The following is a 25,827-nucleotide window of genomic DNA, read 5'->3' as shown; positions in this document are numbered from 1 at the left end:
GCCTGTAGCGCGGCATGCGCACCGCCGCAAAAGAGAAAGCCCGCCGCCTCGAAAAGAAGCGACGGGCTTTGTCATGGTGGGCGTGGCAAGGATTGAACTTGCGACCCCTGCGATGTCAACACAGTGCTCTACCACTGAGCTACACGCCCGCCGTGGAGGGGGCCAATAACGGGGGTATGCGAACCGCGCAAGCAGGAAATTGAAACGCGACGATATTCTTCCGGCCGATATTGTTCTGGACAGGGCAGGGGCCGCTCATATGCTGCACGGCAAATAGGGGGACGCCAGGACATATGTTGCCATCGCCATCTTCGCCGGTCCAGGCTGCGCCGCGACTGCCCTTCTATCGCCAGCTGTACGTTCAGGTGCTCGTCGCGATCGCGCTCGGTGTCCTGATCGGGCATGTCTGGCCCGACACGGGCAAGCAGCTCAAGCCGCTCGGCGAGGCATTCATCAAGCTGGTGAAGATGATCATCGCGCCCGTCATCTTCCTGACCATCGTCACCGGCATCGCGGGCATGAAGGAACTGGGCGCGATCGGCCGGGTCGCGGCCAAGGCGTTCGGCTATTTCCTGACCTTCTCCACGCTGGCGCTGGTCGTGGGCCTGATCGTCGCCAATGTCGTGCAGCCGGGCGCGGGCCTCAACATCGATCCCGCCACGCTGGATGCGGGCAAGGTAGCCGACTATGCGCATCAGGCGCATGAGCGGACCCTGACGGGCTTCCTGATGAGTATCATCCCGTCGACCATGGTGTCGGCCGTGGCGGACGGCAACATCCTCCAGGTGCTGTTCGTCGCCATCCTGTTCGGCATCGCGCTCACCATGATCGGGGACAAGGCGAAGCCGCTGTTGATCGTGCTGGAATCCGCCAGCCATGCGGTGTTCAAGCTGGTGGGTTTCCTGATGAAGGCCGCGCCGATCGGGGCCTTCGGCGCAATGGCCTTCACCATTGCGGAATATGGCGTCGGCACCTTGGCCAATCTCGCGGGACTGGTGGCGACTTTCTACCTGACCTCGCTGCTGTTCGTGCTGGGGGTGCTGGGGACGGTGGGCTGGTTCGCGGGCTTCAACATCCTGCACCTGATCCGTTACCTAAAAGCGGAGTTGCTGCTGGTGCTGGGGACGTCCTCCTCCGAAGCCGCATTGCCCAGCCTGATCGAGAAGATGGAGCGCGCCGGTTGCCGCAAGTCCGTGGTCGGGCTGGTGGTGCCCACCGGCTACAGCTTCAACCTCGATGGCACGAATATCTACATGACGCTGGCGGCGCTGTTCATCGCGCAGGCGTGCAATGTCGACCTCAGTCTGGAACAGCAGATATTGCTGCTGCTGGTCGCGATGATATCCTCCAAGGGCGCGGCGGGCGTCACCGGCGCGGGCTTCATTACCCTGGCCGCGACCTTGTCGATCGTGCCGTCCGTGCCGGTTGCGGGCATGACGCTGATCCTGGGGGTCGATCGCTTCATGAGCGAATGTCGCAGCCTGACCAACTTCATCGGCAACGCGGTGGCGACCGTGGTGGTGTCGGTGTGGGAAAAGGGGCTGGACCGCGACCGGTTCAATGCCGCGATGGCGGGCCAGCCGTTGGACCCCACGCCCGATATGCAGGAAGTGGTGCCCGATTGACCTTCCCGACGCTGGAGCATCCAGCGCCCGAAGTGTCACGGATTGTCTGTGGTCGCCGGTACGCTTTCGCTGCCGAACATCCGTTCGACCTCCAGCACCAGGTCGCGCAGGTGGAAGGGCTTGGACAGCACCTTGGCCTGCGGCACCGCCTTGCCGGCCTTCAGCGTGACGGCGGCAAAGCCGGTGATGAACATGATCCGCATGTCCGGCGCGACCGATGCGGCATGTTGCGCCAGTTCGATGCCGTCCATTTCGGGCATCACGATGTCGGTCAACAGCAGGTCGAACCGATCCGATTCGATATGGGGCAACGCCTCCATACCGGTTCCCACCGATACGACGTCATATCCCGACCGTTCCAGCGCACGGGCCAGATAGGTCCGCATGCTTTCATCATCTTCCGCCAATAAAATGCGAACCATTGCCCCCAACATTCCTGCTCGGCCGTCCCACGGCGCTTGGCGTCCGACCCGGCAGGGTGGCGCTCAGCCCGCTTATATGCGACAAGGTGTAAATATTTGCCAGCCGGGTTACCTTTTTTGGCGCGCCGGTGAAAGGAGCCGCATTGGATCACCCCGCGCCGCATTCCCCGATCCCTGGCGAGACGGCGTTCGACCTCCACGGACCGATCATTCCCGACCGACCCATCATTCTGTCCGTTCCCCATGCCGGTCGCGCCTATGGGGCAGATCTGCTGGCGTCTGCCCGTGTTCCGGTATCGATTTTGCGTCGTCTGGAGGATCGCCGGGTCGATATTCTGGTTGAGCCCCTGATCGCGCGCGGCTTTTCCATCATCGTCGCGCGAACGCCCCGGGCCATGATCGACCTCAATCGCCATGAGCGCGAGATCGACCCGGGCATGATTGCCGATCTGCCGCGCGACGCGACGCTACAAAGCAGTGCGAAGCTGCGGGGTGGCCTCGGCCTTTTTCCCCGCCGCATGCCGGGGGCGCATGAACTGTGGCGCGGCCCGATGTCCTGGGCCGAAGCGCGCCGCCGCATCGACACCGTGCATCGTCCCTATCACGCCGCGCTGGGCCATATGATGGCCGCCGCGCGGGAGGCGCATGGGCATGCGATCTTGATCGACCTGCATTCCATGCCGCCGCTCGGCGCTGCCGCCGGCCAGGCCGCCCCCGATATGGTGCTGGGCGATCGTTTCGGGCGGAGCGCATCGACGCGGCTGATGATGCTGGCGGCCGACGTCGCGGCCAGTCATGGCCTGACCGTCGCTCAAAATCACCCCTATGCAGGCGACCATATGGTCGATCGGCACGGCCGACCGGAGCAGGGGCTGCATGCGATCCAGCTGGAGATTGATCGGACGCTCTATCTGGACGGTGCGCTCGATCAGCCCGGGCCGGGCGTGGCGCGGATGCAGGCGATCATCGCGGGGATGGTAGAGGCGCTGGCGGTGGAGTTGCCGCGCGCCGGTTATGCGCTGGCGGCGGAATAGGATCAGCGTTCAGCGCCGACAACCAGGCGCGCGCCGGCGACGCTCAGATGATGCGAATCGAAGTAGAGCGGTTTGCCGTCGCGTTCGATAAGGCATGTGCCGCTGGAACAGAGCGAAGCGATCGGATCGATCAGCGTGACGCCGCGTCCCTTCCAGCGTCGGAACAGCGTGCGCAGGTGGCGCGTCCGTCCCTCGACCCAGGCGCGATCGACGCCCCTCGCATCGGCCGCTGCGCCGCGTTGCGCCAGATGGGCAAGGCGGCGCGGCACGTCGAAGGGCTGAGGCGGTATGGGACCGATCAGCACGACCTCTCGCCCCGCCGCGCGGATTGCCGCGATGGTGCGATCCAGTTTGGCGACGAAGGCGGGATCGTCGAAATCGCCATTGGCCCAGAAGGCGGCCAGATAGATGCGCTTCAGCCGCGGATCGGCGCGAATCGCGTCGAAGGCGGATCGGTTGGAGGCGGCGCAGCGCGGGTCTTTTGCGTCATAGCCCAGCACCGGCGGGCAACTCGATGTCGTCCATTCGATAAGCGACCGGTCTTGTGCCCTGGCCTTGAGCGACAGCGCATAGGCGAGTTCCACACCATGGCTGTCGCCCCACAGCATTGCGTCCGGCGGCGTCGCAGCGCCCAGCGTACAGGGCGTGGCGTGGCGCATGAAATTGTCATGGCAGCGTTTGCGGGTCGGCGCGAAGTCCGTCTGTCCCGCCATCTGCGCCAGCACCCGTGGTGCAAATCGCGATGGCCAGCCACCCATGGCCATCAACGCCAGCGACACCGCGCAGAGCAGGGCCATGGCGGCGGCGGTGAACAGGAAGATGGCGCGCGCCGGCACATGCCGCGAATCGCGGAAGGGGCGCTCCACGAAGCGCCAGGACAGGGTTCCGGCCAGCAGCGATGCGCCTATGACTATAAGCTGTATCCCGCCCGCCAGCGGTCTGTCGGTCGCATATTCGGTGAACACGATCAGCGGCCAGTGCCACAGATAGAGCGAGTAGGAGATAAGGCCGATGCCGACGAAAGGCCGCCAGCCCAGCAATGCGCCGACGCGCGTCCCCGGTGCGGCATGGATCAGCGCCGCCGCGCCCAGCACCGGGGCGAGGGCGCTAACGCCGGGGAAGACCGTATTGCGATCATAGACCGCTACGGCAAAAACAATGGCGGCCAGTCCGCATGCTGCGACCAACTCGCGCAGCCAGGGCGATCGCAACATGGGTATTGCGCCCAGCGCCAACAATGCGCCGGCGAATAATTCCCAGGCCCGGGTAGGCAGAAGATAGAAGGTAAAGCCGCTGGTATCGCGCTGCATCGCGATGGCGAGCGCCAGCGATCCCGCCGCGATGATAGCGACCGTTATCGTCCGCCAGCGCGGGGCGCAGCGCGCCAGCAGCATCAGCAGGATCGGGAAGCCGATATAATATTGCTCCTCGACCGCTAGCGACCATGTGTGCAGCAGGGGTTTTACGTCTGCACCGCCCGCGAAATAGCCGGTGTCGGTGAAGAACCAGAGGTTGGATGCGAACAGGGTCGCGGCCAGCGCGGAGCGTGGCACGCCTTCCAGGTCGCCCGGCAGATAGAGCCAGGCGGCGGCCCCCAGCACGGCCAGGATCATCAGCGCCAGGGCGGGCATGATCCGGCGGAAGCGGCGTTCGTAGAAGCGTGGCAGGGAAAAGCGGCCCTCGTCTACCTCTCGCGCGATGATGCCGGTGATCAGATAGCCGGAAATGACGAAGAAGATGTCGACCCCGACATAGCCGCCCGAGAAACCCGGCACATGGGCGTGGAAGAGCAGGACCGGCAGGATGGCGAGCGCGCGCAGGCCGTCGATGTCGCGGCGATAGCGAATCGCGTTGGCCGATGCGCCGATGGGGCTGGACGATCCGTGCATCGGGACGGGTTAGCGGCAAAGCCCTGCTATTTGCTTTACCGGGCGGCGTTCTCAAACGATTGCGTTTGATGCAACCATGGTTTCGTCCTTCGCATTTGCGTAAATTCAGCCCGCAGGACAAAAGGACTGTGCCTTTCAGGCATCCTCTCCTAAAACTTTCGGCCGGTCTTGCGATCGGCCTTTTTTTTGTCATCCGCTTGGGCTAGGGCTTCGTTGCTGCTCGGCGCGCCAACTATAACAAGTTTCTGGAGAGGAGCCGCCGGTCAGACCGGCAAGGCGAGCCGAAGCAAGGGGGATCGAGCGTTACCGCTCTCCCCCTTTTTTCGTTTTCGGCCCTTTACCCCCTCACGCGTCCGCCATGTCCTTGCCATAGGCGACGACCGCCGCGACTTCGGCCTTGTCGCCCAGCACGACGCCGACACGCTGGTGCAGGCCGGTCGCGGGCACGTCCATGATCGGAATGAAGCCATCGCTCGACGCGCCGCCTGCCTGTTCGATCAGGTAGCTCATCGGATTGGCTTCATACATCAGGCGCAGCTTGGCCTTGCCCGGATTGCGATGGTCGTAAGGGTACATGAAGATGCCCCCGCGCTTGAGGATGCGATGCACGTCGGCGACCATCGAAGCGGTCCAGCGCATATTGTAATCCTTGCCGCACGGCCCTGCGCCGCCTTCGACCCGCTCGTCCACATAGCGGCGAATCGCCGGCGACCATTGGCGGCGGTTGGACATGTTGATCGCGAACTCGCACTTGCCCTGCGGCATCTGCATGTCCGCGTCGGTCAGCACCCAGCTGCCGACTTCGCGATCGAGCGTGAATTCATAGACGCCGGTGCCGACGCTGAGCACCAGCAGCGATTGCGGCCCGTAGATGGCGTAGCCCGCGGCGACCTGTTGGCGGCCGTCCTGGAGGAAATCCTCCTCCGTCACTTCGCGCCCGGCGCAGGCTTCGGGGGCTTTGAGTACCGAAAAGATCGTGCCGACCGACAGGTCGACATCGATATTGCTGGACCCGTCGATCGGATCGAACAGCAGCAGATATTCGCCCTTGGGATAGCGATTGGGGATGAGGTGGATCGTCTCCATCTCCTCCGACGCCATCGCCGCCAGATGGCCGCCCCATTCATTGGCGTCGAGCAGCAGTTCGTTGGCGATCACGTCCAGCTTCTTCTGGATTTCGCCCTGCACATTTTCGCTGTCCAGGCTGCCGAGCACTTCGCCCAGCGCGCCCTTGCTGACCGCATGGCTGATCGTCTTGCAGGCGCGGGCGACGGTTTCGATCAGCAGGCGCAATTCGCCCGGCAGGACATTGGCGTTGCGTTGCTGTTCGATCAGGAAACGGGTGAGCGTGGTTCGAGCCATGGAACGCCTTTCGCAAAGGGGCGGAAGATCGCGGCCGTGCGGCCGGACCGGGAAGAAAGCTGTGTCTGCATCGCTAGGGGAGAGAAAGCCCCTAGTCCAGCATGTGGCGTCATCCTTCCTGCCTTGTTAGCGCTGTCATGTGACAAAGCATGTCTATCGGAACCGACGCATGCGGCTGTCGTTGCGATGCCGTGCCAGATGGCACTGCAAAAGGAGCATCATGGACAGCCTGATCACCGTCTTCACCGACCCCACGGCCCTCGCCGCGCTGATCGCGCTGGTGGTGATGGAGGTGGTGCTGGGCATCGACAATCTGGTCTTCATTTCCATCCTGACGAACAAATTGCCCGAGACGCAGCGCCCCAAGGCGCGCAAGATCGGCATCGGCCTGGCGCTGGCGATGCGGCTCGTCCTGCTGTCGATGATCGCCTGGATCGTCGGGCTGACCCAGCCGGTGTTCGATCTGGGGATCAGCGGTCCGCTCGACAGTCGCGGCGCGCCGACCTTCGAAACCGATTTTTCCTGGCGCGACCTGATCCTGATCGCGGGCGGGCTGTTCCTGATCTGGAAGGCGACCAAGGAAATCCATCATAGCATGGACCCTGCGCCGACCGATGGCGTGCTGGACAAGAAGGCGGCGGCGACCATGACCTTCGGCGCGGCGATCGTGCAGATCATCCTGCTCGACATGATCTTCTCGCTCGATTCGATCCTGACGGCGGTGGGGATGACCGATAACCTGGCGGTCATGTATATCGCCGTGATCGTGGCGGTGACGGTGATGCTGATCGCGGCCGATCCGCTCGCCAACTTCATCGCGCGCAATCCGACCGTGGTGATGCTGGCGCTGGGCTTCCTGCTGATGATCGGTGCGGTGCTGATCGCCGATGGCTTCGGCGGGCATGTGCCCAAGGGCTATATCTATGCGGCGATGGCGTTCTCCACGCTGGTCGAATGCCTGAACATCTTCGCGCGGCGGGCGCAGCAGCGGAAAGCGGCGGAGTAGGGGTGGCCGAAGTTCACACCATTGTCGGGCGATATCGGCCCGATGCGCTCGTGAAGCGCCTGCGAAGCGTTCCCGACGCGTCACTTCCTACACCGGGATGGCAGGACGTGCGCACCAGGGACGCGATGCTTTTCGCGCGGCAGATAAGGGCAGGCATGGTGATCCATCGATCAGGATAGATCAGATAAAATCCTACATTGGAAGGCTGTTGGATAAGCTTGCGGAACGGGGCGCCCAAGGCAGCGGCTGGGTTGGAGGCCGTTCAGCTAATCCGGCGGCTGTCGACTACATCCAGCCGATCCAAGCGGGCCGATGGACGTCCATTGCTGAGCGAAAAGGCCAATCCTGTATCGAAGGCGTAGGTCGGTTCCCACTATCACGCCATCAGGCGCTGCCCGCGACGAAGACGGCAAGGTCCCAGACGATCAAACCTCCGGCGGCTCGCTGCTCATCCTCAATCCGCTGAGGCAGGGTGGCCATATCGACCTGTTCGGCTGTCGCGACGCCGCGCTCCACCATCCGGGGGAGCATCGCCTGCGTCAGAGTGGGCAGGAACGACGGCTGTTCCGGGTCCAGCAGGATCGCCTCGGCTCGGGTCTCCTTCACCGAGAGGCCGACCCGCCGCATCATGTCGGCAAGGCCCAGTGCCAAAGCAACGTCGCCACCCTCCGCCGCGACCGTGCTCCAGTTCCAATCATAGAGTTGGCGGTGAAGCACGAGATCGCCATTCCCCGCCGGAAGGCCAGCGCGTCCATGTTCTTGAAAGGCGACGATCGCACCCGGCTTGGCCAGCCTTACCAACCGCGCAAGGGTCTTTGCGGCATCAGGAAGATACATCAGCACCCGCCGACCGACGATCGCATCGAACAAGCCCAGTTCGGGTAGGTCGCCCGAGAGGTCGACCGCATGATAGTGGATGGGGGCGGCGCCCGGTAACGCTTCCATTGCTCGCGCCGCCGCCAACGCCTGTTCGCTGCGGTCAATCGCGACCACTTCGCCGCCAGCCCCGGCGATGCCCGCCATGAGGCGACTGAGGTCGCCATTGCCGCAACCAACATCGAGTATGTGGGCGCCGGGAGCGATGCCAATGCCGCCGAAAAACCGAGTGCTAGGAGCATTGGCCGGATTGAGTGGGGGAGCCGAAGGTGAATGAGACATTGTCACATGATACAGATGGCCAGGCGAATGCCAAGCAGTTCAGGGCAATAAAATCCCGTGCTTAAAACCGAAAGGAGGATCGTTGACGAAACCAGCATGGAGGTATGACCCAACTGGATAATGCCATGCCTCGCTTGGCGCGTCACCGCCCGAGACCTCAGCCTTCGCTGGGGTGACGGCGAATTTCATGTCTTCTCTACGGTGCTTGCACCCGTAAACCCGCTACCCACCCCAATCCGTCATCGACGTATTGGCTGGTCCGATAAAGAAACGGGGCCGGATCTTACGATCCGGCCCCGACCTGTTTTCCTTAGAACATCACGCCGCGGCGCGGCGTTCCTTCAGTTCTTCGTTGAGCATTTCGGCCAGCAGGAAGGCCAGCTCCAGGCTCTGCGCCGCATTGAGGCGCGGGTCGCAATGGGTGTGGTAGCGGTCAGCGAGGCCTTCGTCGGTGATGGCGATGGCGCCGCCGGTGCATTCCGTCACATTCTGGCCGGTCATTTCGGCATGGATGCCGCCGCCGAAGCTGCCCTCGGCGCGGTGGACGGCGAAGAAGCCGCGCACTTCGGCGAGGATACGCTCGAACGGGCGCGTCTTGTAGCCGTTCGCCGCCTTGATGACGTTGCCGTGCATCGGGTCGCAGGACCAGATGACCGGATGGCCTTCACGCAACACCGCGCGCACCAGCTTGGGCAGGCCCGCCTCGATCTTGTCATGGCCATAGCGGGTGATGAGCGTGATGCGCCCGGCTTCGCGCGCGGGGTTGAGCGTGTCGAGCAGGCGCAGCAGCGCGTCCGGCTCCAGCGACGGGCCGCATTTGAGGCCGATCGGGTTGCCGATGCCGCGCAGATATTCGACATGGGACGACCCTTCGAAGCGGGTGCGGTCGCCGATCCACAGCATGTGTGCGGACGTGTCGTACCAGTCGCCGGTCAGGCTGTCCTGCCGCGTCAGCGCCTGTTCGAATGGCAGCAGCAGCGCTTCATGGCTGGTGTAGAAGCTGGTTCCGCCCAGTTGCGGCACGGTTTCCGCCGACAGGCCGCAGGCGCGCATGAAGTCGAGCGCCTGGCCGATCTGGTCGGCCATCTGTTCGAACTTCGCCGCCCACGGACTGCGCCCCATGAAATCGAGCATCCAGCCGTGGACGCGATCCAGGCTGGCATAGCCGCCGGTCGAGAAGGCGCGCAGCAGGTTGAGCGTCGCGGCCGACTGATTATAGGCCTGCACCATGCGCTGCGGGTCCGGCTCGCGCCCTTGTGCGGTGAAGGCGATGTCGTTGACATTGTCTCCGCGATAGCTGGGCAGCTCGACGCCATCGATGACTTCGGTATCGGCCGAACGCGGCTTGGCGAACTGGCCCGCCATGCGGCCGACCTTCACCACCGGCAGCTTCGACGCGAAGGTCAGCACGACCGCCATCTGGAGCAGCACGCGGAAGGTGTCGCGGATGTTGTTCGGATGGAACTCCGCGAAACTTTCGGCGCAATCGCCGCCCTGCAACAGGAAGGCGTCGCCGGTCACGACCTTGGCCAGGTCGGCCTTCAGATTGCGTGCCTCGCCCGCGAAGACGAGGGGCGGAAACTGGCCAAGCTGGGCCTCTACCGACGCCAAGGCGCCCGCATCCCGATAAAAGGGCATCTGAATGCCCTTTTGGCTCCGCCAGCTTTCCGGCGTCCACTTCGCCGCCACGTCGAGTCTCCTTCGCATCTGATAAAATAGGGGGCGCACCTACGCTTGTCCGGGCGTCAAGGCAAGATTCTATTAGTCGGGCCATGAACGCGCGCAATGATTTGTCCGATCACACTGATCGGAGACGCGGTTTCAGCCCAGTGGTGGCGCGGCGTGCCTTATGGTTTCCGCTTTGCCGTGAAGTCGAACGTCAGCGCGACCTGCGGACCCAGGCCGCCGCTGCTGTCGCCATTGCCCACGCCGAAGGGCGCACGGGCGATGGTGGCGCTGCCGCTGACCTTTCTGACGGCGTCCTTGCCCGACAGGGTGAAGCGGATCGTCTGCGGCTTCGATACGCCTTTCAGCGTCAGCGTGCCGCTGGCGCGGTAGCGGCCGGGGCCGGTTGATTCCGCCCCTTTCGCGACGAAGGTCGCGGTCGGATGCGCCGCCACGCCGAAAAACTCTTCGCCCGGCAGCATGCCGTCCTTATAGGCGTCCCCCACGCTGGCCGAGGCCATGTCGATCGTCACGTTGATATCGGCGCTGTCGGGATGGTCGGGGTCCATCACGATCCGCGCGGTCCATTTGGCGAAGCGGCCGCTGATCGTCTCGCCATCATTGCCGACCGAAAAGCCGATACGGCCACCCGGTTGCACGGTCCAGGCGGGCGGCGGGCCGACGGGTTCCTCGACGGCCGACTGCGCGGCATTGGCGGCGGCGTTGTCGGCGGGAAGGCTGGCGTTGGCCGCTTCGGCGATGGTGGCGGGTTGCGCGTCCTCCTCTGGTTGTTGGGCAACCGGTTGAGCGGCGGCGGGCGCAGCCTGTGGCGCGGGCAGGATCGCGCGGCCGACGCCGAAGCCGACCAGGATCAGCGCGGGCAGGGCGATCAGCAGCGCGGTCGAGCGCCCCGGCACCATGCGCCAGATGAGGCCATCGCGCATCAGCAGATGGTGGCGTAGCGCGCCCGCGACATGGAGGGCGACCAGCGCGATGCCGATCCAGGCGAGCAGGCCATGGCCATTTTCCGCGATGCCATGCGCGCTGGCGGGCAGCGGCAAGTGGGGCAGGGGCAGGACGCCGAAGATCAAGGTGGGCACCTTGACCTTCGCGGTCGATACCAGCGCCCAGCCGGTGAGCGGCGCGCCCAACATGAAGGCGTAGAGGCCGACATGCACGGCCGACGCGAGTGCGCCCTGCCATCCGCCCTCCAGCTTTGCCGGGCGCGGTTTCCAATAGCGTATGGCGATCCGCGCCAGCGTCAGCGCCAGCACGGTGATGCCCACCGACTTGTGCAGCTGATACAGCGCAAAGCCGCGTGCGCCCAGCCCCTCGAGCGCCCAGCCGACGCTGATCTGGAAGGCGAGCAGGGCGGCGATCGCCCAGTGCAGGAAGATGGCGGCCCGGCTATAGCGTTGCATGATGAGTCCTGTCGGTCGTGGCGGAAGCGAAACTATGTCGCCAGCCGCGCCAAGTCCACCGCTTCGCGCGAAACGCTTCGTTGCTGCTTGCTACGCTCTGTGTCCAAAAGGCCGCAGTTGCGTCATATTTGCGGCAGTGATTGCATCACCCGCCATCCGGGTTAAGAGGTCAGGACGTTCATAATCAGGGAAATAGCAGGACATGGCCAAACCCGAATCCTGGCGTCTGAACGCAGAGGCCTATCGCTTCGTGACCAGCATCGACACGCGGTTCCAGGATCTCGACACCATGGGCCACATCAACAATGTGGCGATTTCCGGCATATTCGAAACGGCGCGCATCCGGTTTCACCACCATATGGGCCGCCATCCGCAGGAACAGGGCGTGCGCTGGCTGGTCGCCAACGTGAACCTGAACTTCGTGGAGGAATCGCATTTCCCCTATCCGTTCGAGGTGCATTGCGCGATCGGCCATATCGGCCGCACCAGTTGGACGATCAGTTCGGCGGGATTCCAGAAGGGCGTGTGTGTCGCGACCTGCGACACCACCGTCGTCACCCATGGCGCCGAGGGACGCCGCGCGATCGACGAGACGCTGCGTGAGGCGATGGAACTGAACTTCCTGCGCCAGCCCGACTGAACTGCAACCCGACTGAAAGACGATCAGGTGAAGCCGGCCATGCGTCGGCTCCATTGCACGGCGATCACGGCGCCCTTGACCGGCTGGATCATCGCCACCGCCAGCGCGATCGCCAGGCCGGGCCAGATCAGCGCCTGCCAGCCCAGCGGGATGGCCAAGGCGCTGTTCACTTCGATCATAAGCGGCACCAGGATATGGCCCAGGAGCAGTATGACGATATAGGCGGGAAAGTCGTCCGCCTGATGCACGTCGAGCGACAAGCCGCAATGCGGGCAGGTCGGCGCGGGTTTCAGGAAGCGGGCGAACATCCGCCCTTCGCCGCAGGCCGGGCATCGACCGCGCAGCCCATGGGCGATGGCGGCGCCGACCGGACGGTCGGATGGGGGCGCGGGATCGGTCATGCTCTGGGCGCTAGGGACTTTGATGCCTTCGCGCAACATGAGCGGCGATTCTTACCGCCTTTCCCCCATCGTAAAGCCTGTTAAGAAGCGCCATGCGTCTGCCCGGTCCCGATGAAGCCTTTTGCCTGTTCGACGATGCGCGCGCCCGCGCCGCGCCTGCGCGGCTCTACCGCGATCCGGTCGATTTCATCGTCGCCCATGATATGGCCGATGTGCAGCCTGCGCTCGATCGCCTGGCCGAGGCGCAGGACAGGGGCCTGCATGCCGCAGGCTATATGGCCTATGCCGCTGGCCTGGCGCTGGAGGATCGGCTGGCCCCCGTCGCCCGGGCGCAGGAGAGCGGCGGCGCGCCGCTGCTGTGGTTCGGCCTGTTCGAAGGGGTGCGGCTGATCCCGTCCGACAGCCTGCCTGCGCTGCTGCCCGATCCGGCGGATGCCACCGTCGGCCCGCTGCGCCCCTTGATCGACGAAACCGCCTATGCCGCGGCCTTCACCCGCGTACAGGACTATATCCGGGCGGGCGACATCTATCAGGTCAACCTGACCTTTCCCTGCGACGTCGCCTTGTCGGGCGATCCCCTCGCGCTCTATGCCGCGATCCGGCCGCGCGCGGCGGCGGGCTATGGTGGGGTGATCCGCACCGGCGACCGGTCCATCCTGTCTTTTTCGCCCGAACTGTTCTTCACCCAGGTGCGCGGGCAGCTGACCGCCCGGCCGATGAAGGGCACCGCGACCCGCGCCGCCGACCCGGCCGAAGATGCTGAACAGGCCCGTTGGCTGGAAAGCGACGCCAAGCAGCGCGCCGAAAATCTGATGATCGTCGACCTGTTGCGCAACGACCTGTCGCGCGTGTCGCGCGCGGGCAGCGTGACGGTGCCCGACCTGTTCAAGGTCGAAAGCTTTCCGACCGTGCATCAGCTGGTATCGACCGTGCGCGCGCGCGTTCTGCCCGGCCTGTCGCCCGTCGACGTGCTGCGCGTGCTGTTCCCCTGCGGCTCCATCACCGGCGCGCCCAAGGTGCGGGCGATGGAGATCATCGACATGGTCGAACCCCATGCGCGGGGCGTCTATACCGGCACGATGGGCTGGATCGATCCGGAAGGGGACGCCGCCTTCAATGTTGCCATCCGCACCATTTGCGTCGAAGAAGGCAGAGGGATCGGTCGGCTGGGTCTGGGGTCGGGCATCGTCGCGGATTCGGATTGCGCGTCCGAATGGGCGGAATGTCTGGCGAAGGGGCGCTTCCTTTCGACCCGATGACGTGAGCGGTGAATTTGGGGCATGACTTTGGGGGCGCTGGATTTTCGGCGCTTAGGGACTTGAAGAGTTTCAATGGCATTGGCTGACGGACGGTTCGACCTCATCGAAACCATGGCTTTCGACCCGCTCGAAGGCATCAGGTTGCTGGACCTGCATCTGGAACGGATCAAGGCGAGCGCCATCGCGCTGGGATTTCAGTTCGATCGCCATGAGGTGCGCAACGAATTGCAGGCCGCGACCTTCCGCCTGCGCCAGCGCAGTCGTGTGCGGCTGATGGTGTCGCGGCGCGGATCGATGGCGATCGAGGTGCGCGATCATCGCAGCTGGCCCGACCCGATCATGAAGGTCGCCGCCGTGCCACGCCATGCACCCGCCGACGACCAGCGGCTGCTGCACAAGACCAGCGACCGCAGCCTGTATCGCGACGCGCTCAAACGCGGGGGCACCTATGAAGTGCTGCTGATCGATGCGCAGGGCTATCTGACCGAAGGCTGTTTTTCCTCCCTGTTCGTGGAGCGCGGCGACAAGCTGGTGACGCCGCCTTTGTCGCGCGGCATACTGCCCGGTATCTTGCGCCGGAGCCTGATCGACATGGGCGAAGCGGTGGAAGGCGACCTGCGCCCCTATGATCTGGAGGGCGGCTTCTTCATCGGCAACGCGTCGCGCGGCATGGTCGCTGCGACATGGGCGCGCTGAACGGGGGCACGCTGAACGGTGGCACGCTGAACCGGCCGTGCTGATCTGGGCGCGATAGCCAGTCTATCCTACCGTAAAGCCATTAAGCGCCATCTGGCCGGTTGCCCCTGCGTCCGTTGCGCACTAAGGGACGCCGCGTCCGCTTTTGTTGCGGGCCTTGGGGATTCTATATTTTTTTGGTGCGCGATTGCCGAGCCAGCGGGCGATGCCGACCGCTTCGAAATCGCTCTGGAGAGAGTTTATTACCATGAGCCAGACTTCCGCCGCCTTGGGTCGCATCCAGCCGTCCGCCACGCTCGCCATGAGCGCGCGCGTGAATGCGCTCAAGGCCGAAGGCGTGGACGTGATTGGTCTGTCGGCCGGGGAGCCGGACTTCGACACGCCCGATTTCGTCAAGGAAGCCGGCATCGCCGCGATCCGCAACAACCAGACCCGCTACACCGACGTGGACGGCACGGCGGAGGTCAAGGATGCAGTCGCCTTCAAGTTCAAGCGCGACAATGGCCTGACCTACAAGCGCAGCCAGATCAGCGTCAATTCGGGCGGCAAGCACACGCTTTTCAACGCGCTGATCGCGACGGTCGACGTGGGTGACGAAGTCATCATCCCGGCACCTTACTGGGTCAGCTATCCCGACATCGTGAACTTTGCGGGCGGCACCCCCGTCTTCGTCGAAGGGCCTGCAAGCCAGGGTTACAAGATCACCGCCGCCCAGCTGGACGCCGCGATCACGCCGCGCACCAAATGGGTGATGCTCAACTCGCCGTCCAACCCCAGCGGCGCGGCCTATTCCGCCGATGAGCTGAAGGCGCTGGCCGAGGTGCTGCTGCGCCATCCCCATGTGCTGGTGATGACCGACGATATGTATGAGCATGTCTGGTACGCATCGACCCCTTTCGCCACCATCGCGCAGGTGTGTCCGGACCTCTATGAGCGGACTTTGACGGTCAACGGCTGTTCCAAGGCCTTCTCTATGACCGGCTGGCGCATCGGTTTCGCCGGTGGTCCCGAATGGATCATCAAGGCGATGGGCAAGCTGCAATCGCAGTCGACCAGCAATCCGTCCTCGATCAGCCAGGCCGCCGCCGTCGCGGCGCTGACCGGGCCGCAGGATTTCCTGGAAGAACGTAACGGCGTGTTCCGCAAGCGTCGCGACATGGTCGTCGCCATGCTGAACGATGCGCCGGGCCTGGATTGCCCGACGCCCGAAGGTGCTTTCTACGTCTATCCTGATGCGAGCGGCGTGATCGGCAAGACCACACCCAAGGGCAAGCGGATCGACAGCGACGAAGCGCTGATCGGCTATTTCCTCGACGAAGCGAAGGTCGCCGCCGTGCATGGCGCTGCCTTCGGTCTCTCGCCGGCCTTCCGCATCAGCTATGCGACGTCGGACGAGGTGTTGAAGAAGGCCTGCACGCGGATTCAGGAAGCCTGTGCGGCGCTAAAATAAACGCTGGTCGCGGACGAAGGCGGGTCCGCGCGCGGGTAACTTGCCTCGTCATCGCTGGAGTGGTCGGAGGGTGGCTGAACGCCAGCCGCCTCTGGCGCTTGCATCGGCATGTCACAAAATGGAAACGGTCCTTTTCATGTCGCGCCGTCTTGCGATTGGCGCGGCATGGCTTATATGCCCGTTGCATAGAGAAACTGATTTAACGGCTTGAGCCATTCGTCGTTCTCACCCTGGCATTGGTCGAAACCCGCTCCGGCGCGGCCGACCGTTCAGACAGGGGCAAGGCGCGCGGTGATAGTCGACAGGTCAAGACGGCCTGAAAGACAATATAGAAAGGCTTTGGCCATGGTTACGTTTCTGAAGTCCGACCTGTTCCTGCGCTTTTTGGGCGGTTTCGCCGTTGGCGTTGTGGGTATGGTCATGCTCCAGCCCAAGGACGCGCCCGTCCTGTCTTCGCCCGCGATCGCGGCGACGTCTACCAGCAGTGCGACGCTCTGACCGCCTCGTCCTGATCTGTCTGGCGGCGCTTGCCGTCGCCACCCCCGTGCGCGCCGAGCGCACCGTCCAGGCCCCCGTTCCGACCATCGACGCCGCGCCCACGCGCAAGCTGGAAACCGCCGTCTTTGCCGGCGGCTGCTATTGGGGTGTCGACGGCGTCTTCTCGCACGTCAAAGGTGTCCATCTTGTTGTCTCGGGCTTTGCCGGAGGGCCGCGCGACCGACGCGTCGATTATGCGGCGGTCAGTGGCGGCGACACCGGCTATGCCGAGGCGGTGCGTGTCACCTACGACCCGGCGCAGGTTAGTTATGGCACGTTGCTGCGCATCTTCTTCTCCGTGATCACTGATCCTACCACGCTGAATGCGCAGGGGCCGGACCAAGGCACGCAATATCGCAGTGCACTGTTTCCGCTGAATCCGGAGCAGGCGAAGGCGGCCAGCGCCTATCTGGCGCAGATCGGCAAGGCGGGCCTGTGGCGCGACCCGATCGTGACCCGGGTGGAGCGCTTTACCGGCTTTCAGGACGCCGACAGCGATCATCAGGATTTCATGCGGAAATATCCAACTCATCCCTATATCCGCCGCTGGGACGCGCCGAAGCTGGCCGCGTTCAAGGCGATGTTCCCCACGCTCTATCGTCAGACGCCGTCAGCCTGAAGCATCGGCCCGGGGCGACGGCTTGTCATCGCGTCGCCGTGTCCTACCTGTGAAGCCATCATTGCAGGAGCATCAGCATGGGCGATATTCACGGCCTCAAGATCCTTTCCACCCTGAGCGAGGACGGTCGCCTGACCGTCGAACTGGCCGACGAATCGCTCCCGCCGCCGCAGGGGCATGACATCATCGTCCAGGTGGAGGCGGCGCCGATCAATCCGTCGGACCTGGGCCTGCTGTTCGGTCCGGCCGATGTCGAACAGGCCGAATATGGCGACGGGCGCATCGTCGCGCAGATGCCCGAGGCCGCTGTTCGCGCGAGGGCGGCGCGGCTGGGGCAGGCCATGCCGGTCGGCAACGAAGGGGCAGGGACCGTCGTCGCGGCGGGTGAGGCTGCCGAGGCGCAGGCCCTGCTGGGCAAGCGCGTCGCGGGCGTGCCCGGTGGCATGTTCGCCCAATATCGCACGATCGACGCCCGGTCCGTCATTGCCCTGCCGGAGGGCGCGACCGCGGAACAGGGCGCGTCCGCCTTCGTCAATCCGCTGACCGCGCTGGGCTTTGTCGAAACGATGCGGCGTGACGGGCACAAGGCGATCGTCCACACCGCCGCCGCCTCCAATCTGGGGCAGATGCTGGTGCGCATCACGCAGGCGGATGGCATCCCCCTCGTCAACATCGTGCGCAGCCCCGCGCAGGTCGCGGTCCTCAAGGAGATCGGGGCCGAGCATGTGGTGGACAGCAGCAGCCCGGCTTTCGCCGACGATCTGCACGCCGCGTTGCAGGCGACGGGGGCGACGCTGGCCTTCGACGCGATCGGCGGCGGCACGCTTGTGGGGCAGATATTGAGCGCGATGGAGCAGGTCGCGTCGCAGGGGCAGGAATATAGCCGCTATGGCTCCAACAGCGCCAAGGGTGCCTATATCTACGGCGCGCTCGACACCGGGCCGACGATCCTCAATCGCAATTTCGGGTTCAGTTGGCAGGTCGGCGGCTGGCTGCTCTTTCCGTTCCTGCAAAGCGCGGGCGCGGAGACGGTGGACCGGATGCGCCAGCGGGTGCGCGACAACCTCACCACCACCTTCGCGAGCAGCTACAAGGCGCGCATATCGCTGAAGGACGCGCTGACGCGCGACGCCGTGCTGACCTATAATGCGCGGCGCACGGGCGAGAAATATCTGCTGGTGCCCAATGGGTAGGAGCTGACAGAAAAGCCCCTCCCTTCCAAGGGAGGGGTTGGGGTGGGTAGCGAGCGCAGCGAGCCCTTCGCTATCGATAGACGGCGCAGCGCCGCTATCGCGGCGCACCCACCCCCGGCCCCTCCCTTTGAAGGGAGGGGGAAGGTTAGGAACAGCCGACTTCCGATGTCGGCCAAACCAAAAGGGGCGGGGTCTGCATCCAGACCCCGCCCCTTTGCGGTTCGTAAACGGCGTGTCGCTTATTTCGGCGACAGCACCATCAGCATCTGGCGGCCTTCCATGCGCGGATAGGCTTCGACCTTCGCCACTTCCTGCACATTTTCCGCCACGCGCTGCAACAGCGCCATGCCGAGCTGCTGGTGGCTGAGTTCGCGGCCGCGGAAGCGCAGGGTGATCTTCACCTTGTCGCCGTCGCCGATGAAATCATGGACCTTCTTCATCTTCGTATCATAGTCATGATCGTCGATGTTCGGACGCATCTTGATCTCTTTGAGTTCCTGCGTCTTCTGGGTCTTGCGGGCGATATTCGCCTTTTTCTGGGCTTCGTACTTGAACTTGCCGATGTCCAGAAACTTGCAGACCGGCGGGTCGGCATTCGGGGACACTTCGACCAGGTCCAGGCCCACATCGGCGGCCTGTTCGATCGCTTCCTGCGTAAACATCACGCCCAGATTTTCGCCTTCGTCGTCGATCACGCGCACCTTGGGTACGGTAATGAACTCGTTATACCGGGGGCCGGACTTCGGCGGCGGCGCCAGCGGGCGGCGCATCATTGGGGGACGTATAGCAGTATCTCCTATGGTCGTTTCAAAAACGAATGGCTCTTAGCGGCTTTTGGACAAAGCCGAAAGGGGTCCGTGGTTTCGCCTGGACGAAATCACGGACCCTTGTGGCATTGCTGCCTCACCGCATATCGGGTGCGCGGCTCTCATTTGCAAGACGCGAAATGACATCGTCAAGCGACAGCAGGCTTTGCCCCTCCTTGCCCAGTTCGCGCAGCGCCACGGTGCCTTCCTCCGCCTCGCGGCGGCCGACGACCAGCAGATTGGGGACTTTGGCCAGGCTATGCTCGCGCACCTTATAATTGATCTTCTCGTTGCGCACGTCGAGTTCGGCGCGGATTCCCGCCGCCCGCAGCTTCTCCACCGTCGCCCTGGCATAGTCGTCCGCGTCGGACACGATGGTCGCGACGACCGCCTGCACCGGGGCGAGCCAGAGCGGGAATCGGCCGGCATAATGTTCGATCAATATGCCGATGAAGCGTTCGTAGCTGCCGAAGATCGCGCGATGGAGCATCACCGGGCGATGCCGTTCGCCATCTTCGGCCACGTACGACGCGTCGAGTCGTTCGGGTAGAACGCGGTCTGACTGGATCGTTCCGACCTGCCAGGTGCGGCCGATCGCATCGGTCAGATGCCATTCCAGCTTGGGCGCGTAGAAGGCGCCTTCGCCCGGCAGTTCTTCCCAGCCATATTCGGGCGTGTTGAGACCTGCGGCCGCCACGGCGTTGCGCAGTTCCTCCTCCGCCTTGTCCCACATCTCTTCGCTGCCGAACCGCTTTTCGGGGCGCAGCGCCAGCTTGATCGAGTAGGTGAAGCCGAAATCCTTGTAGATGCGGTCGGCCAGCGCACAGAAGGCGCGGACTTCCTCCACGATCTGGTCTTCGCGGCAGAAGATATGCGCGTCGTCCTGCGTGAACTGGCGCACGCGCATCAGGCCATGCAGCGCGCCATGCGGCTCGTTGCGGTGGCAGCAGCCATTTTCGTAAAAACGCAGGGGCAGGTCGCGATAGCTTTTGATGCCCTGGCGAAAGACCATGACATGCGCCGGGCAGTTCATGGGCTTGAGCGCCATCCACTCGGCTTCGTCCGACACCAGCGGGCCTTCGTCCGCGACGTTGGGCACTTCGTCGGGAATGACGAACATATTTTCGCGATATTTGCCCCAATGGCCCGACTGCTCCCATTGGCGCGCATCCATCACCTGCGGGGTCTTGATCTCCCGATAGCCCGTTTCGTCGATGGCGCGACGCATATAGGCTTCCAGCTGACGCCAGATCAGATAGCCCTTGGGATGCCAGAAGACGCTGCCATGGGCTTCCTGTTGCAGATGGAACAGGTCCATCTCCGCGCCCAGCTTGCGGTGGTCGCGCTTGTTGGCTTCCTCCAGCCGCGTCAGATGCTCGGCGAGTTGCTTCTTGTTGAGCCAGCCGGTGCCGTAGATGCGGGAGAGCATCGCGTTCTTCTGGTCGCCGCGCCAATAAGCGCCCGACACCCGCGTCAGTTTGAACGCGGCGGGGTCGACCTTGCCCGTCGATGCCAGATGCGGGCCACGGCACATGTCGTACCAGTCGCCCGAGCGATAGACGGTCAGTTCCTCGCCCTCGGGCAGTTCGGCGGCCCACTCAGCCTTGAAGCTTTCGCCCGCCGCGCGCCAGGCGGCGATCAGCGCGTCGCGGTCCATCACTTCGCGCACCAGCGGCTTGTTGGCGGCGATGATCTTGCGCATTTCCGCCTCGATCGCGGGCAGGTCTTCCTCGGTGAAAGGACGATCCTTGGGCGCGAAGTCATAATAGAAGCCATCGTCGGTCGACGGGCCGAAGGTGATCTGCGTGCCCGGAAACAGCGCCTGCACCGCTTCGGCCAGGATATGGGCGAAGTCGTGACGCGCCAGTTCCAGCGCGTCCGCCTCATCCTTCGCCGTCACCAGCGCCAGTTGCGAATCCTGCTCCAGCGGGCGGCCGATGTCGCGCAGTTCACCATCGACGCGCGCGGCGATCGCCGCCTTGGCCAGGCCCGGCCCGATCGCCGCTGCAATATCCGCCGGGGTAGTGCCGGGCGCGACGTCACGCACGGAACCATCGGGCAGCGTAATCTTGAGCATGGCGGACACGGGGCACGTCTTTCTGAAAGGAAGGGTATATGGGCGGCGTCGAAATACCGCGCCTTCCCCTTAAATAGGCGGTCCGGCCTGTCAATAGAAGTCGGCGGGCAGGCAGGGCGCATGGAACGCGGCAATGGGTGGCTTTTGGTAAAGGCCGTGGCGCGGTCCGGCAGCCTTGCCTGCGTGTCAGGCGAAGAGCAGGCGGTCTGCATCCGTCAGCGACGTGAGCAGGCCAATGGGTCCGTCCGCCACGATGCCCTTTGGCAGCATGTCCAAGGTCAGGTCCCATAGCGCAAGGCCGCTCTGACATGCGACGAGCGTGACGCCCAGCGCCTGCGCCTCTGCCAGCAAGGCGGCCAGATCGGGCAGGCCCGCGTCCTGATGCGCGGCGTCGCGCGGCGCGGCGATCGGCGGGCGCAGCAGCGCCACCGCGTCGAGTTGCAGGAAGAGGGTGGCTGTTCCCCCCAATGCCGCCTGCGCCGCCGCCAGCATCAATGCGGCGCGCAACCGCTCCGCATCCGCCGTCGCGACGATGATGGTCAGGGCGCGCATGTTTCCACCGCGCAACCCGGGCAGGCGGGATCCTTGGGCACGTCCAATGTGCGAAAGCGCATGGACAGCAGGTCGGCGATCAGCAGCCGTCCGGCCATGTCGCTGCCGAAGGGGACCAGAGCGCGGATCACCTCCAGCGCAGCCAGGCTGCCCATCGCACCGGTCAGCGCACCGATCACGCCGGTTTCCGCGCAATTGCGTTCCGGCGCATCCAGCGGCGCGCCCACCAGGCAGCGATAGCAGGGCTTGTCCGCTTCCCAGCCGCGATAGGTGGCGATCTGCCCCTCGAACGGCCCGACCGCCGCCGACACCAGCGGAATGCGCAGGCGCTGCGCCGTGTCCGCCCCCGCGAGGCGGGTGTCGAAATTGTCGCACCCGTCCAGGATCACATCGGCGTCGCGCAGCATGATCGCGGCATTGTCCGCATCGATCCGCGCGTTGATCGGGATCAGCTTCACGTCGGGATTGATCCGCGCAACCGCCGCCATCGCCGCTTCCGCCTTGGGCGCGCCGACATCCGCCGTGCCGAACAGGATCTGCCGCTGGAGATTGGACAGCGCCACCGCGTCATCGTCGATCACGCGGATAGTGCCGACCCCGGCGGCCGCCAGATAGAGGATCGCCGGACTGCCGATGCCGCCCGCGCCGATCACCGCCACGTCCGCCGACAGCAGCCGGGCCTGTCCCGCGCCGCCCAGTTCCTTCAGGACGATATGCCGGGCGTAGCGCTCCAGTTGATCGTCGGTGAGCGTCATGAGGCGATGCCGGTCGATCCGAATCCGCCTTCGCCCCGGACCGTTGCGTCCAGGTCCGCCACTTCGGTGAAGCGGGCTATCTGCACCGGCGCGGCCACCATCTGCGCGATGCGGTCGCCCCGTGCGATCGGGAAGGGGGCGTCGCCCAGGTTGATGAGGATGATCTTCAATTCGCCGCGATAGTCCGCGTCGATCGTGCCGGGCGTGTTGGGCAGGCTGATACCATGTTTCAGCGCCAGGCCGGACCGGGGCCGCACCTGCACCTCATAGCCTTCGGGTATCGCCATCGCGAAACCTGTCGCCACGGCATGGCGACCACCCGGTTGCAGCACCAGTTCTTCCGCCGATACGACATCCATGCCCGCCGCATGGGCGGTGGCATAGGCGGGAACGGGCAGGCCCGCGCCATGGGGCAGGCGCTTGAGCTTTATGTCAATCGGGGACAGCGGAGAGGGCATGGGCAACCTTTGCGATGAGTTTGTCGGCGACGTCGCCCTTGGGCATGACGGGCCAGGATTCGATGCCGGCGGCGGTCACGATCTGGACGGCGTTGGCGTCGCCGCCCATGACGCTATGTCCGGGTGGGCCCGAGACGTCATTGGCGACGATCCAGTCCGCGCCCTTCTTCGCCAGCTTGGCCTGGGCATGGTCCGCGATCTTCTGCGTCTCGGCGGCAAAGCCGATCAGCAGCCTGGGGCGGCGGGGGTGGCGGCCAAGGGTTGCGAGAATGTCGGGATTTTCGACCAGGGTGAGCGGGGCGGGCTGGCCCGATCCATCCTTTTTGATCTTCTGGTCGGCAGCGTCCGCCGTGCGCCAGTCGGCGACGGCGGCCACCATGATCGCCACGTCGGCGGGCAGGGCGGATTCGACCGCGGCCAGCATCTGCCGCGCTGTCTCGACATCGATCCGCTCGACGCCTGTTGGCGTCGGCAGATGCACCGGGCCTGCCACCAGCGTCACGCGCGCACCCACTTTGGCGGCGGCGGCGGCGATGGCGAAGCCCTGCTTGCCCGACGACCGGTTGGCGATGTAGCGCACGGGATCGATCGGCTCATGCGTCGGCCCTGCGGTGATGAGGATGTGGCGGCCTTTAAGGGCGCCGTTCGGTTCGAGCCTGTCGGGGACCGGACTTGCATCATGCGCGAAATCGGGCTGGTCGGCCAGAGGATCGGCGCGCGGGGGCAGCGCGATAAGCCGCGCGATCTCCGCAGCGATGTGCTCCGGTTCCGGCAGGCGTCCCCTGCCATATTCGCCGCAGGCCATTTCGCCTGCTTCAGGTTCCATGATGTGGATGCCGTCGGCGCGCAGTTGCCGCAGGTTCCGCTGCGTCGCCTTGTGATGCCACATGCGCACGTTCATCGCGGGGACCGCCAGCACCGGCTTGTCGGTGGCGAGCAGCAGCGTGGTGGCCAGGTCGTCGGCGATGCCGTTCGCCATCTTGGCTAATATGTTGGCGGTCGCGGGCGCGACCACCACCAGATCGGCCTGGCGCGACAGCTGGATATGGCCGATTTCCTGCTCGTCCTTCAGGTCGAACAGGTCGGTGAAGACATGGTCCTCGGTCAGCACCCCCAGCGACAGCGGCGTGACGAACTGCTGCGCCGCCTGCGTCAACACCGCCCGCACCGCGATCCCCCGCTTGCGCAAGGCGCGGACCAGTCCCAGCGCCTTATAGGCCGCGATGCCGCCGGAGACGATGAGGAGGACGCGTTGGGTCATAGATTTAGATGTAAGAGCGCCGAACCGACTATGCCAGCCGCCGCTGCGACCACCGCCACCAGGGCATAGCGCCATCCGCCGCCCACGCGGATCAGCTTGACCTCGCTCAACGGCGGCGGGGGCGGTGCGCCGCCCTTTTCGGGGAAGGCGTCCTCGATCCGCCGGACCAGGCCGGGCAGCCGCTGGAGCGTGCGCCAGTTTTCGATCAGCGTGTCGGCGGCCTTCGCCTCCGGTCCCAGTTCGTCGCGCAGCCAGGACTTCACATAGGGGCCGCTGGTTTCCCACATGTTGATGTCGGGGTCGAGGCTGTGAGCCACGCCTTCCACCATCACCATCGTCTTTTGCAGCAGCAGCAGGTGCGGCTGGGTCTGCATGTCGAAATCGCGGGTGATGGCGAACAGGCCGTCCAGCATGCCGCCCACCGACAACTGGCTGGCGGGCTTGCCGCGCATGGGTTCGCCCACGGCGCGCAGCGCGGTCGCGAATTCGGCGACATTGTGATGGCCCGGCACATATTGCGCCTCGAAATGGATTTCGGCGACGCGTTTGTAATTGCCGGTGATCAGGCCGTAGAGAATTTCCGCCAGCCACATGCGCGCGCGCCGGTCGATCCGGCCCATGATGCCGAAATCGATCGCCACGATATCGCCGTCCGGCCGCACGAACAAATTGCCCTGATGCATGTCAGCGTGGAAAAAGCCTTCCGCGATGGCCTGCCGCAGGAAGGTGTTGACCAGGCGGGCGGCCAGATCCTTCACATCATGACCCGCCGCGATCAGCGCGGCGCGGTCGGAAATCTTGATCCCGTCGATCCACTCCATCGTCATGACCTTGCCGGTCGTGCGATCCCAGTCGATGTCCGGGATGCTGTATCCCGGCATCGCCTCCATCGCCTCGGCCAGTTCGGACGCGGACGCCGCTTCGCGCCGCAGGTCCAGTTCGCGCGCGGTCCAGCGCTTCAGGTTGGCGATGACCAGGCGCGGGCGCAGCCGGGCGATCTCGCCACCCAGCTGCTCGACATGGGCGGCGGCCCATTCATAGGTCTGGATGTCGCGGTTGAACTGGTCGATCACGCCCGGCCGGATCACCTTGACCGCGACATCGCGCCCGTCGCTGGTCAGCGCCCGGTGCACCTGCGCGATCGAGGCTGCGCCGACCGGCACTTCATCGAACCGCGCATAGACCTGTTCCAGTGGACGGCCGAAACTTTGTTCGATCTGCGCGCGGATCGTGTCGAACGGGACGGGGGCAGGGCGTCCTGCAAGCGCAGCAGGTCGTTGGCGGCATGATCGCCGACCAGGTCGGGCCGGGTCGCGAGCGTCTGGCCCAGCTTGATCGCGGCCGGGCCGATCGCCTGGAACGCATCGGCATAGCGCGGCTGTTTGGGCACGCGCGCGCCCAGCCGCGCGATGCGGACCAGCCGTCGAACAGGCGCGGGTGTCAGCGGGTCGCGCTCGATCCCGGTCAGCGCGCCGTGCCGCGCCAGCGTGCGGCCCCATTTTACGAGGCGCCACAGATGCGTGATGTGGGATGTCATAGGG

Annotated in this window: 23 protein-coding genes, 1 tRNA gene and 1 pseudogene; 10 read left to right on the top strand and 15 right to left on the bottom strand. The window is 64.8% G+C overall.

Annotated features, from left to right (window positions below; genetic code table 11):
• Window positions 1-74 precede the first annotated feature (74 nt).
• Window positions 75-149, bottom strand: a tRNA-Val gene (locus tag U5A82_RS16950).
• Window positions 150-293: 144 nt separating this feature from the next.
• Between U5A82_RS16950 and U5A82_RS16945 the strand changes: the two genes are divergently transcribed.
• Window positions 294-1,625 carry a dicarboxylate/amino acid:cation symporter gene (locus U5A82_RS16945; RefSeq protein ID WP_326292012.1) on the top strand — a complete coding sequence of 444 codons (1,332 nt, stop codon included), beginning with the start codon at window positions 294-296 and terminating at the stop codon, window positions 1,623-1,625.
• A gap of 35 nt (window positions 1,626-1,660) precedes the next feature.
• Here the strand turns inward: U5A82_RS16945 and cpdR are convergent, their stop codons facing one another.
• Window positions 1,661-2,047, bottom strand: coding sequence for a cell cycle two-component system response regulator CpdR (gene cpdR / locus U5A82_RS16940; protein WP_326292011.1), 387 nt, complete (start codon window positions 2,045-2,047; stop codon window positions 1,661-1,663).
• A 143-nt stretch (window positions 2,048-2,190) separates the two neighbouring features.
• Here cpdR and U5A82_RS16935 point away from each other — a divergent pair, with 143 nt between their 5' ends.
• A complete protein-coding gene (locus U5A82_RS16935) occupies window positions 2,191-3,081 on the top strand; it encodes an N-formylglutamate amidohydrolase (RefSeq protein ID WP_326292010.1) in 891 nt (296 codons plus the stop codon).
• Window positions 3,082-3,083: 2 nt separating this feature from the next.
• Here U5A82_RS16935 and U5A82_RS16930 read toward each other — a convergent pair whose 3' ends face one another.
• Window positions 3,084-4,970 carry an acyltransferase family protein gene (locus U5A82_RS16930; RefSeq protein ID WP_326292009.1) on the bottom strand — a complete coding sequence of 629 codons (1,887 nt, stop codon included), beginning with the start codon at window positions 4,968-4,970 and terminating at the stop codon, window positions 3,084-3,086.
• Between the two features lie 345 nt (window positions 4,971-5,315).
• Window positions 5,316-6,332, bottom strand: a complete 1,017-nt coding sequence (locus U5A82_RS16925) for a class 1 fructose-bisphosphatase (RefSeq protein ID WP_326292007.1) — start codon at window positions 6,330-6,332, stop codon at window positions 5,316-5,318.
• A gap of 220 nt (window positions 6,333-6,552) precedes the next feature.
• On the opposite strand from U5A82_RS16925, the gene U5A82_RS16920 reads away from it, so the two are divergent.
• Window positions 6,553-7,338 carry a TerC family protein gene (locus tag U5A82_RS16920; RefSeq protein WP_326292006.1) on the top strand — a complete coding sequence of 262 codons (786 nt, stop codon included), beginning with the start codon at window positions 6,553-6,555 and terminating at the stop codon, window positions 7,336-7,338.
• Between the two features lie 384 nt (window positions 7,339-7,722).
• Here U5A82_RS16920 and U5A82_RS16915 read toward each other — a convergent pair whose 3' ends face one another.
• The 3 genes from U5A82_RS16915 to U5A82_RS16905 form a co-directional block, all read right to left on the bottom strand.
• Window positions 7,723-8,496 (bottom strand): methyltransferase domain-containing protein, encoded by a 774-nt coding sequence (locus U5A82_RS16915; protein WP_326292005.1) that lies wholly within the window; start codon window positions 8,494-8,496, stop codon window positions 7,723-7,725.
• Between the two features lie 318 nt (window positions 8,497-8,814).
• A complete protein-coding gene (locus U5A82_RS16910) occupies window positions 8,815-10,185 on the bottom strand; it encodes a class II 3-deoxy-7-phosphoheptulonate synthase (protein WP_326292004.1) in 1,371 nt (456 codons plus the stop codon).
• Between the two features lie 158 nt (window positions 10,186-10,343).
• Window positions 10,344-11,582, bottom strand: coding sequence for a YceI family protein (locus tag U5A82_RS16905; RefSeq protein WP_326292003.1), 1,239 nt, complete (start codon window positions 11,580-11,582; stop codon window positions 10,344-10,346).
• Between the two features lie 202 nt (window positions 11,583-11,784).
• Here U5A82_RS16905 and U5A82_RS16900 point away from each other — a divergent pair, with 202 nt between their 5' ends.
• The gene (locus U5A82_RS16900; RefSeq protein WP_326292001.1) at window positions 11,785-12,222 is read left to right on the top strand and encodes an acyl-CoA thioesterase; all 438 of its coding nucleotides are present in this window, start codon (window positions 11,785-11,787) and stop codon (window positions 12,220-12,222) included.
• A 23-nt stretch (window positions 12,223-12,245) separates the two neighbouring features.
• Here the strand turns inward: U5A82_RS16900 and U5A82_RS16895 are convergent, their stop codons facing one another.
• Window positions 12,246-12,623 (bottom strand): DUF983 domain-containing protein, encoded by a 378-nt coding sequence (locus U5A82_RS16895; protein WP_326292000.1) that lies wholly within the window; start codon window positions 12,621-12,623, stop codon window positions 12,246-12,248.
• Window positions 12,624-12,715: 92 nt separating this feature from the next.
• On the opposite strand from U5A82_RS16895, the gene pabB reads away from it, so the two are divergent.
• The 6 genes from pabB (at window position 12,716) to U5A82_RS16865 (ending at window position 18,377) form a co-directional block, all read left to right on the top strand.
• The gene (gene pabB / locus U5A82_RS16890; protein WP_326291998.1) at window positions 12,716-13,882 is read left to right on the top strand and encodes an aminodeoxychorismate synthase component I; all 1,167 of its coding nucleotides are present in this window, start codon (window positions 12,716-12,718) and stop codon (window positions 13,880-13,882) included.
• A 72-nt stretch (window positions 13,883-13,954) separates the two neighbouring features.
• Complete coding sequence (locus U5A82_RS16885) at window positions 13,955-14,578, top strand: aminotransferase class IV (protein WP_326291996.1); 624 nt, start codon at window positions 13,955-13,957, stop codon at window positions 14,576-14,578.
• 247 nt (window positions 14,579-14,825) lie between these two features.
• Entirely contained in the window at window positions 14,826-16,028 is a 1,203-nt protein-coding gene (locus tag U5A82_RS16880) for a pyridoxal phosphate-dependent aminotransferase (RefSeq protein WP_326291994.1), read from the top strand.
• A gap of 345 nt (window positions 16,029-16,373) precedes the next feature.
• The gene (locus tag U5A82_RS16875) at window positions 16,374-16,526 is read left to right on the top strand and encodes a hypothetical protein (protein WP_326291993.1); all 153 of its coding nucleotides are present in this window, start codon (window positions 16,374-16,376) and stop codon (window positions 16,524-16,526) included.
• Window positions 16,513-17,184, top strand: a complete 672-nt coding sequence (gene msrA, locus U5A82_RS16870) for a peptide-methionine (S)-S-oxide reductase MsrA (RefSeq protein ID WP_326291990.1) — start codon at window positions 16,513-16,515, stop codon at window positions 17,182-17,184. The genes U5A82_RS16875 and msrA overlap by 14 nt, the downstream gene beginning before the upstream one ends.
• 77 nt (window positions 17,185-17,261) lie before the next feature.
• Complete coding sequence (locus tag U5A82_RS16865) at window positions 17,262-18,377, top strand: zinc-binding dehydrogenase (protein WP_326291988.1); 1,116 nt, start codon at window positions 17,262-17,264, stop codon at window positions 18,375-18,377.
• Window positions 18,378-18,616: 239 nt separating this feature from the next.
• Here the strand turns inward: U5A82_RS16865 and infC are convergent, their stop codons facing one another.
• The 7 genes and pseudogenes from infC to ubiB all read right to left on the bottom strand — a co-directional run bounded on the left by infC (window position 18,617) and on the right by ubiB (window position 25,823).
• Window positions 18,617-19,150, bottom strand: coding sequence for a translation initiation factor IF-3 (gene infC / locus U5A82_RS16860; protein WP_066600201.1), 534 nt, complete (start codon window positions 19,148-19,150; stop codon window positions 18,617-18,619).
• A gap of 130 nt (window positions 19,151-19,280) precedes the next feature.
• Entirely contained in the window at window positions 19,281-21,260 is a 1,980-nt protein-coding gene (thrS, locus tag U5A82_RS16855) for a threonine--tRNA ligase (protein ID WP_326292974.1), read from the bottom strand.
• 186 nt (window positions 21,261-21,446) lie between these two features.
• Window positions 21,447-21,812, bottom strand: coding sequence for a DsrE family protein (locus U5A82_RS16850; RefSeq protein WP_326291987.1), 366 nt, complete (start codon window positions 21,810-21,812; stop codon window positions 21,447-21,449).
• Complete coding sequence (locus tag U5A82_RS16845) at window positions 21,800-22,567, bottom strand: HesA/MoeB/ThiF family protein (protein ID WP_326291986.1); 768 nt, start codon at window positions 22,565-22,567, stop codon at window positions 21,800-21,802. Before U5A82_RS16845 ends, U5A82_RS16850 begins: the two co-directional genes overlap by 13 nt.
• The gene (gene dut, locus U5A82_RS16840; RefSeq protein WP_326291985.1) at window positions 22,564-23,025 is read right to left on the bottom strand and encodes a dUTP diphosphatase; all 462 of its coding nucleotides are present in this window, start codon (window positions 23,023-23,025) and stop codon (window positions 22,564-22,566) included. Before dut ends, U5A82_RS16845 begins: the two co-directional genes overlap by 4 nt.
• Window positions 23,000-24,286, bottom strand: a complete 1,287-nt coding sequence (locus U5A82_RS16835; protein WP_326291982.1) for a bifunctional phosphopantothenoylcysteine decarboxylase/phosphopantothenate synthase — start codon at window positions 24,284-24,286, stop codon at window positions 23,000-23,002. The genes dut and U5A82_RS16835 overlap by 26 nt, the downstream gene beginning before the upstream one ends.
• A pseudogene (gene ubiB, locus U5A82_RS16830) lies at window positions 24,283-25,823 on the bottom strand (2-polyprenylphenol 6-hydroxylase). The gene U5A82_RS16835 and the pseudogene ubiB overlap by 4 nt, the downstream one beginning before the upstream one ends.
• Window positions 25,824-25,827: the final 4 nt, after the last annotated feature.

The sequence above is a fragment of the Sphingobium sp. CR2-8 genome (assembly GCF_035818615.1).
GTDB lineage: Bacteria > Pseudomonadota > Alphaproteobacteria > Sphingomonadales > Sphingomonadaceae > Sphingobium.
The sequence above is the reverse complement of the archived record's forward strand: the minus strand, read 5'-3'. Positions and strand labels throughout refer to the sequence as shown.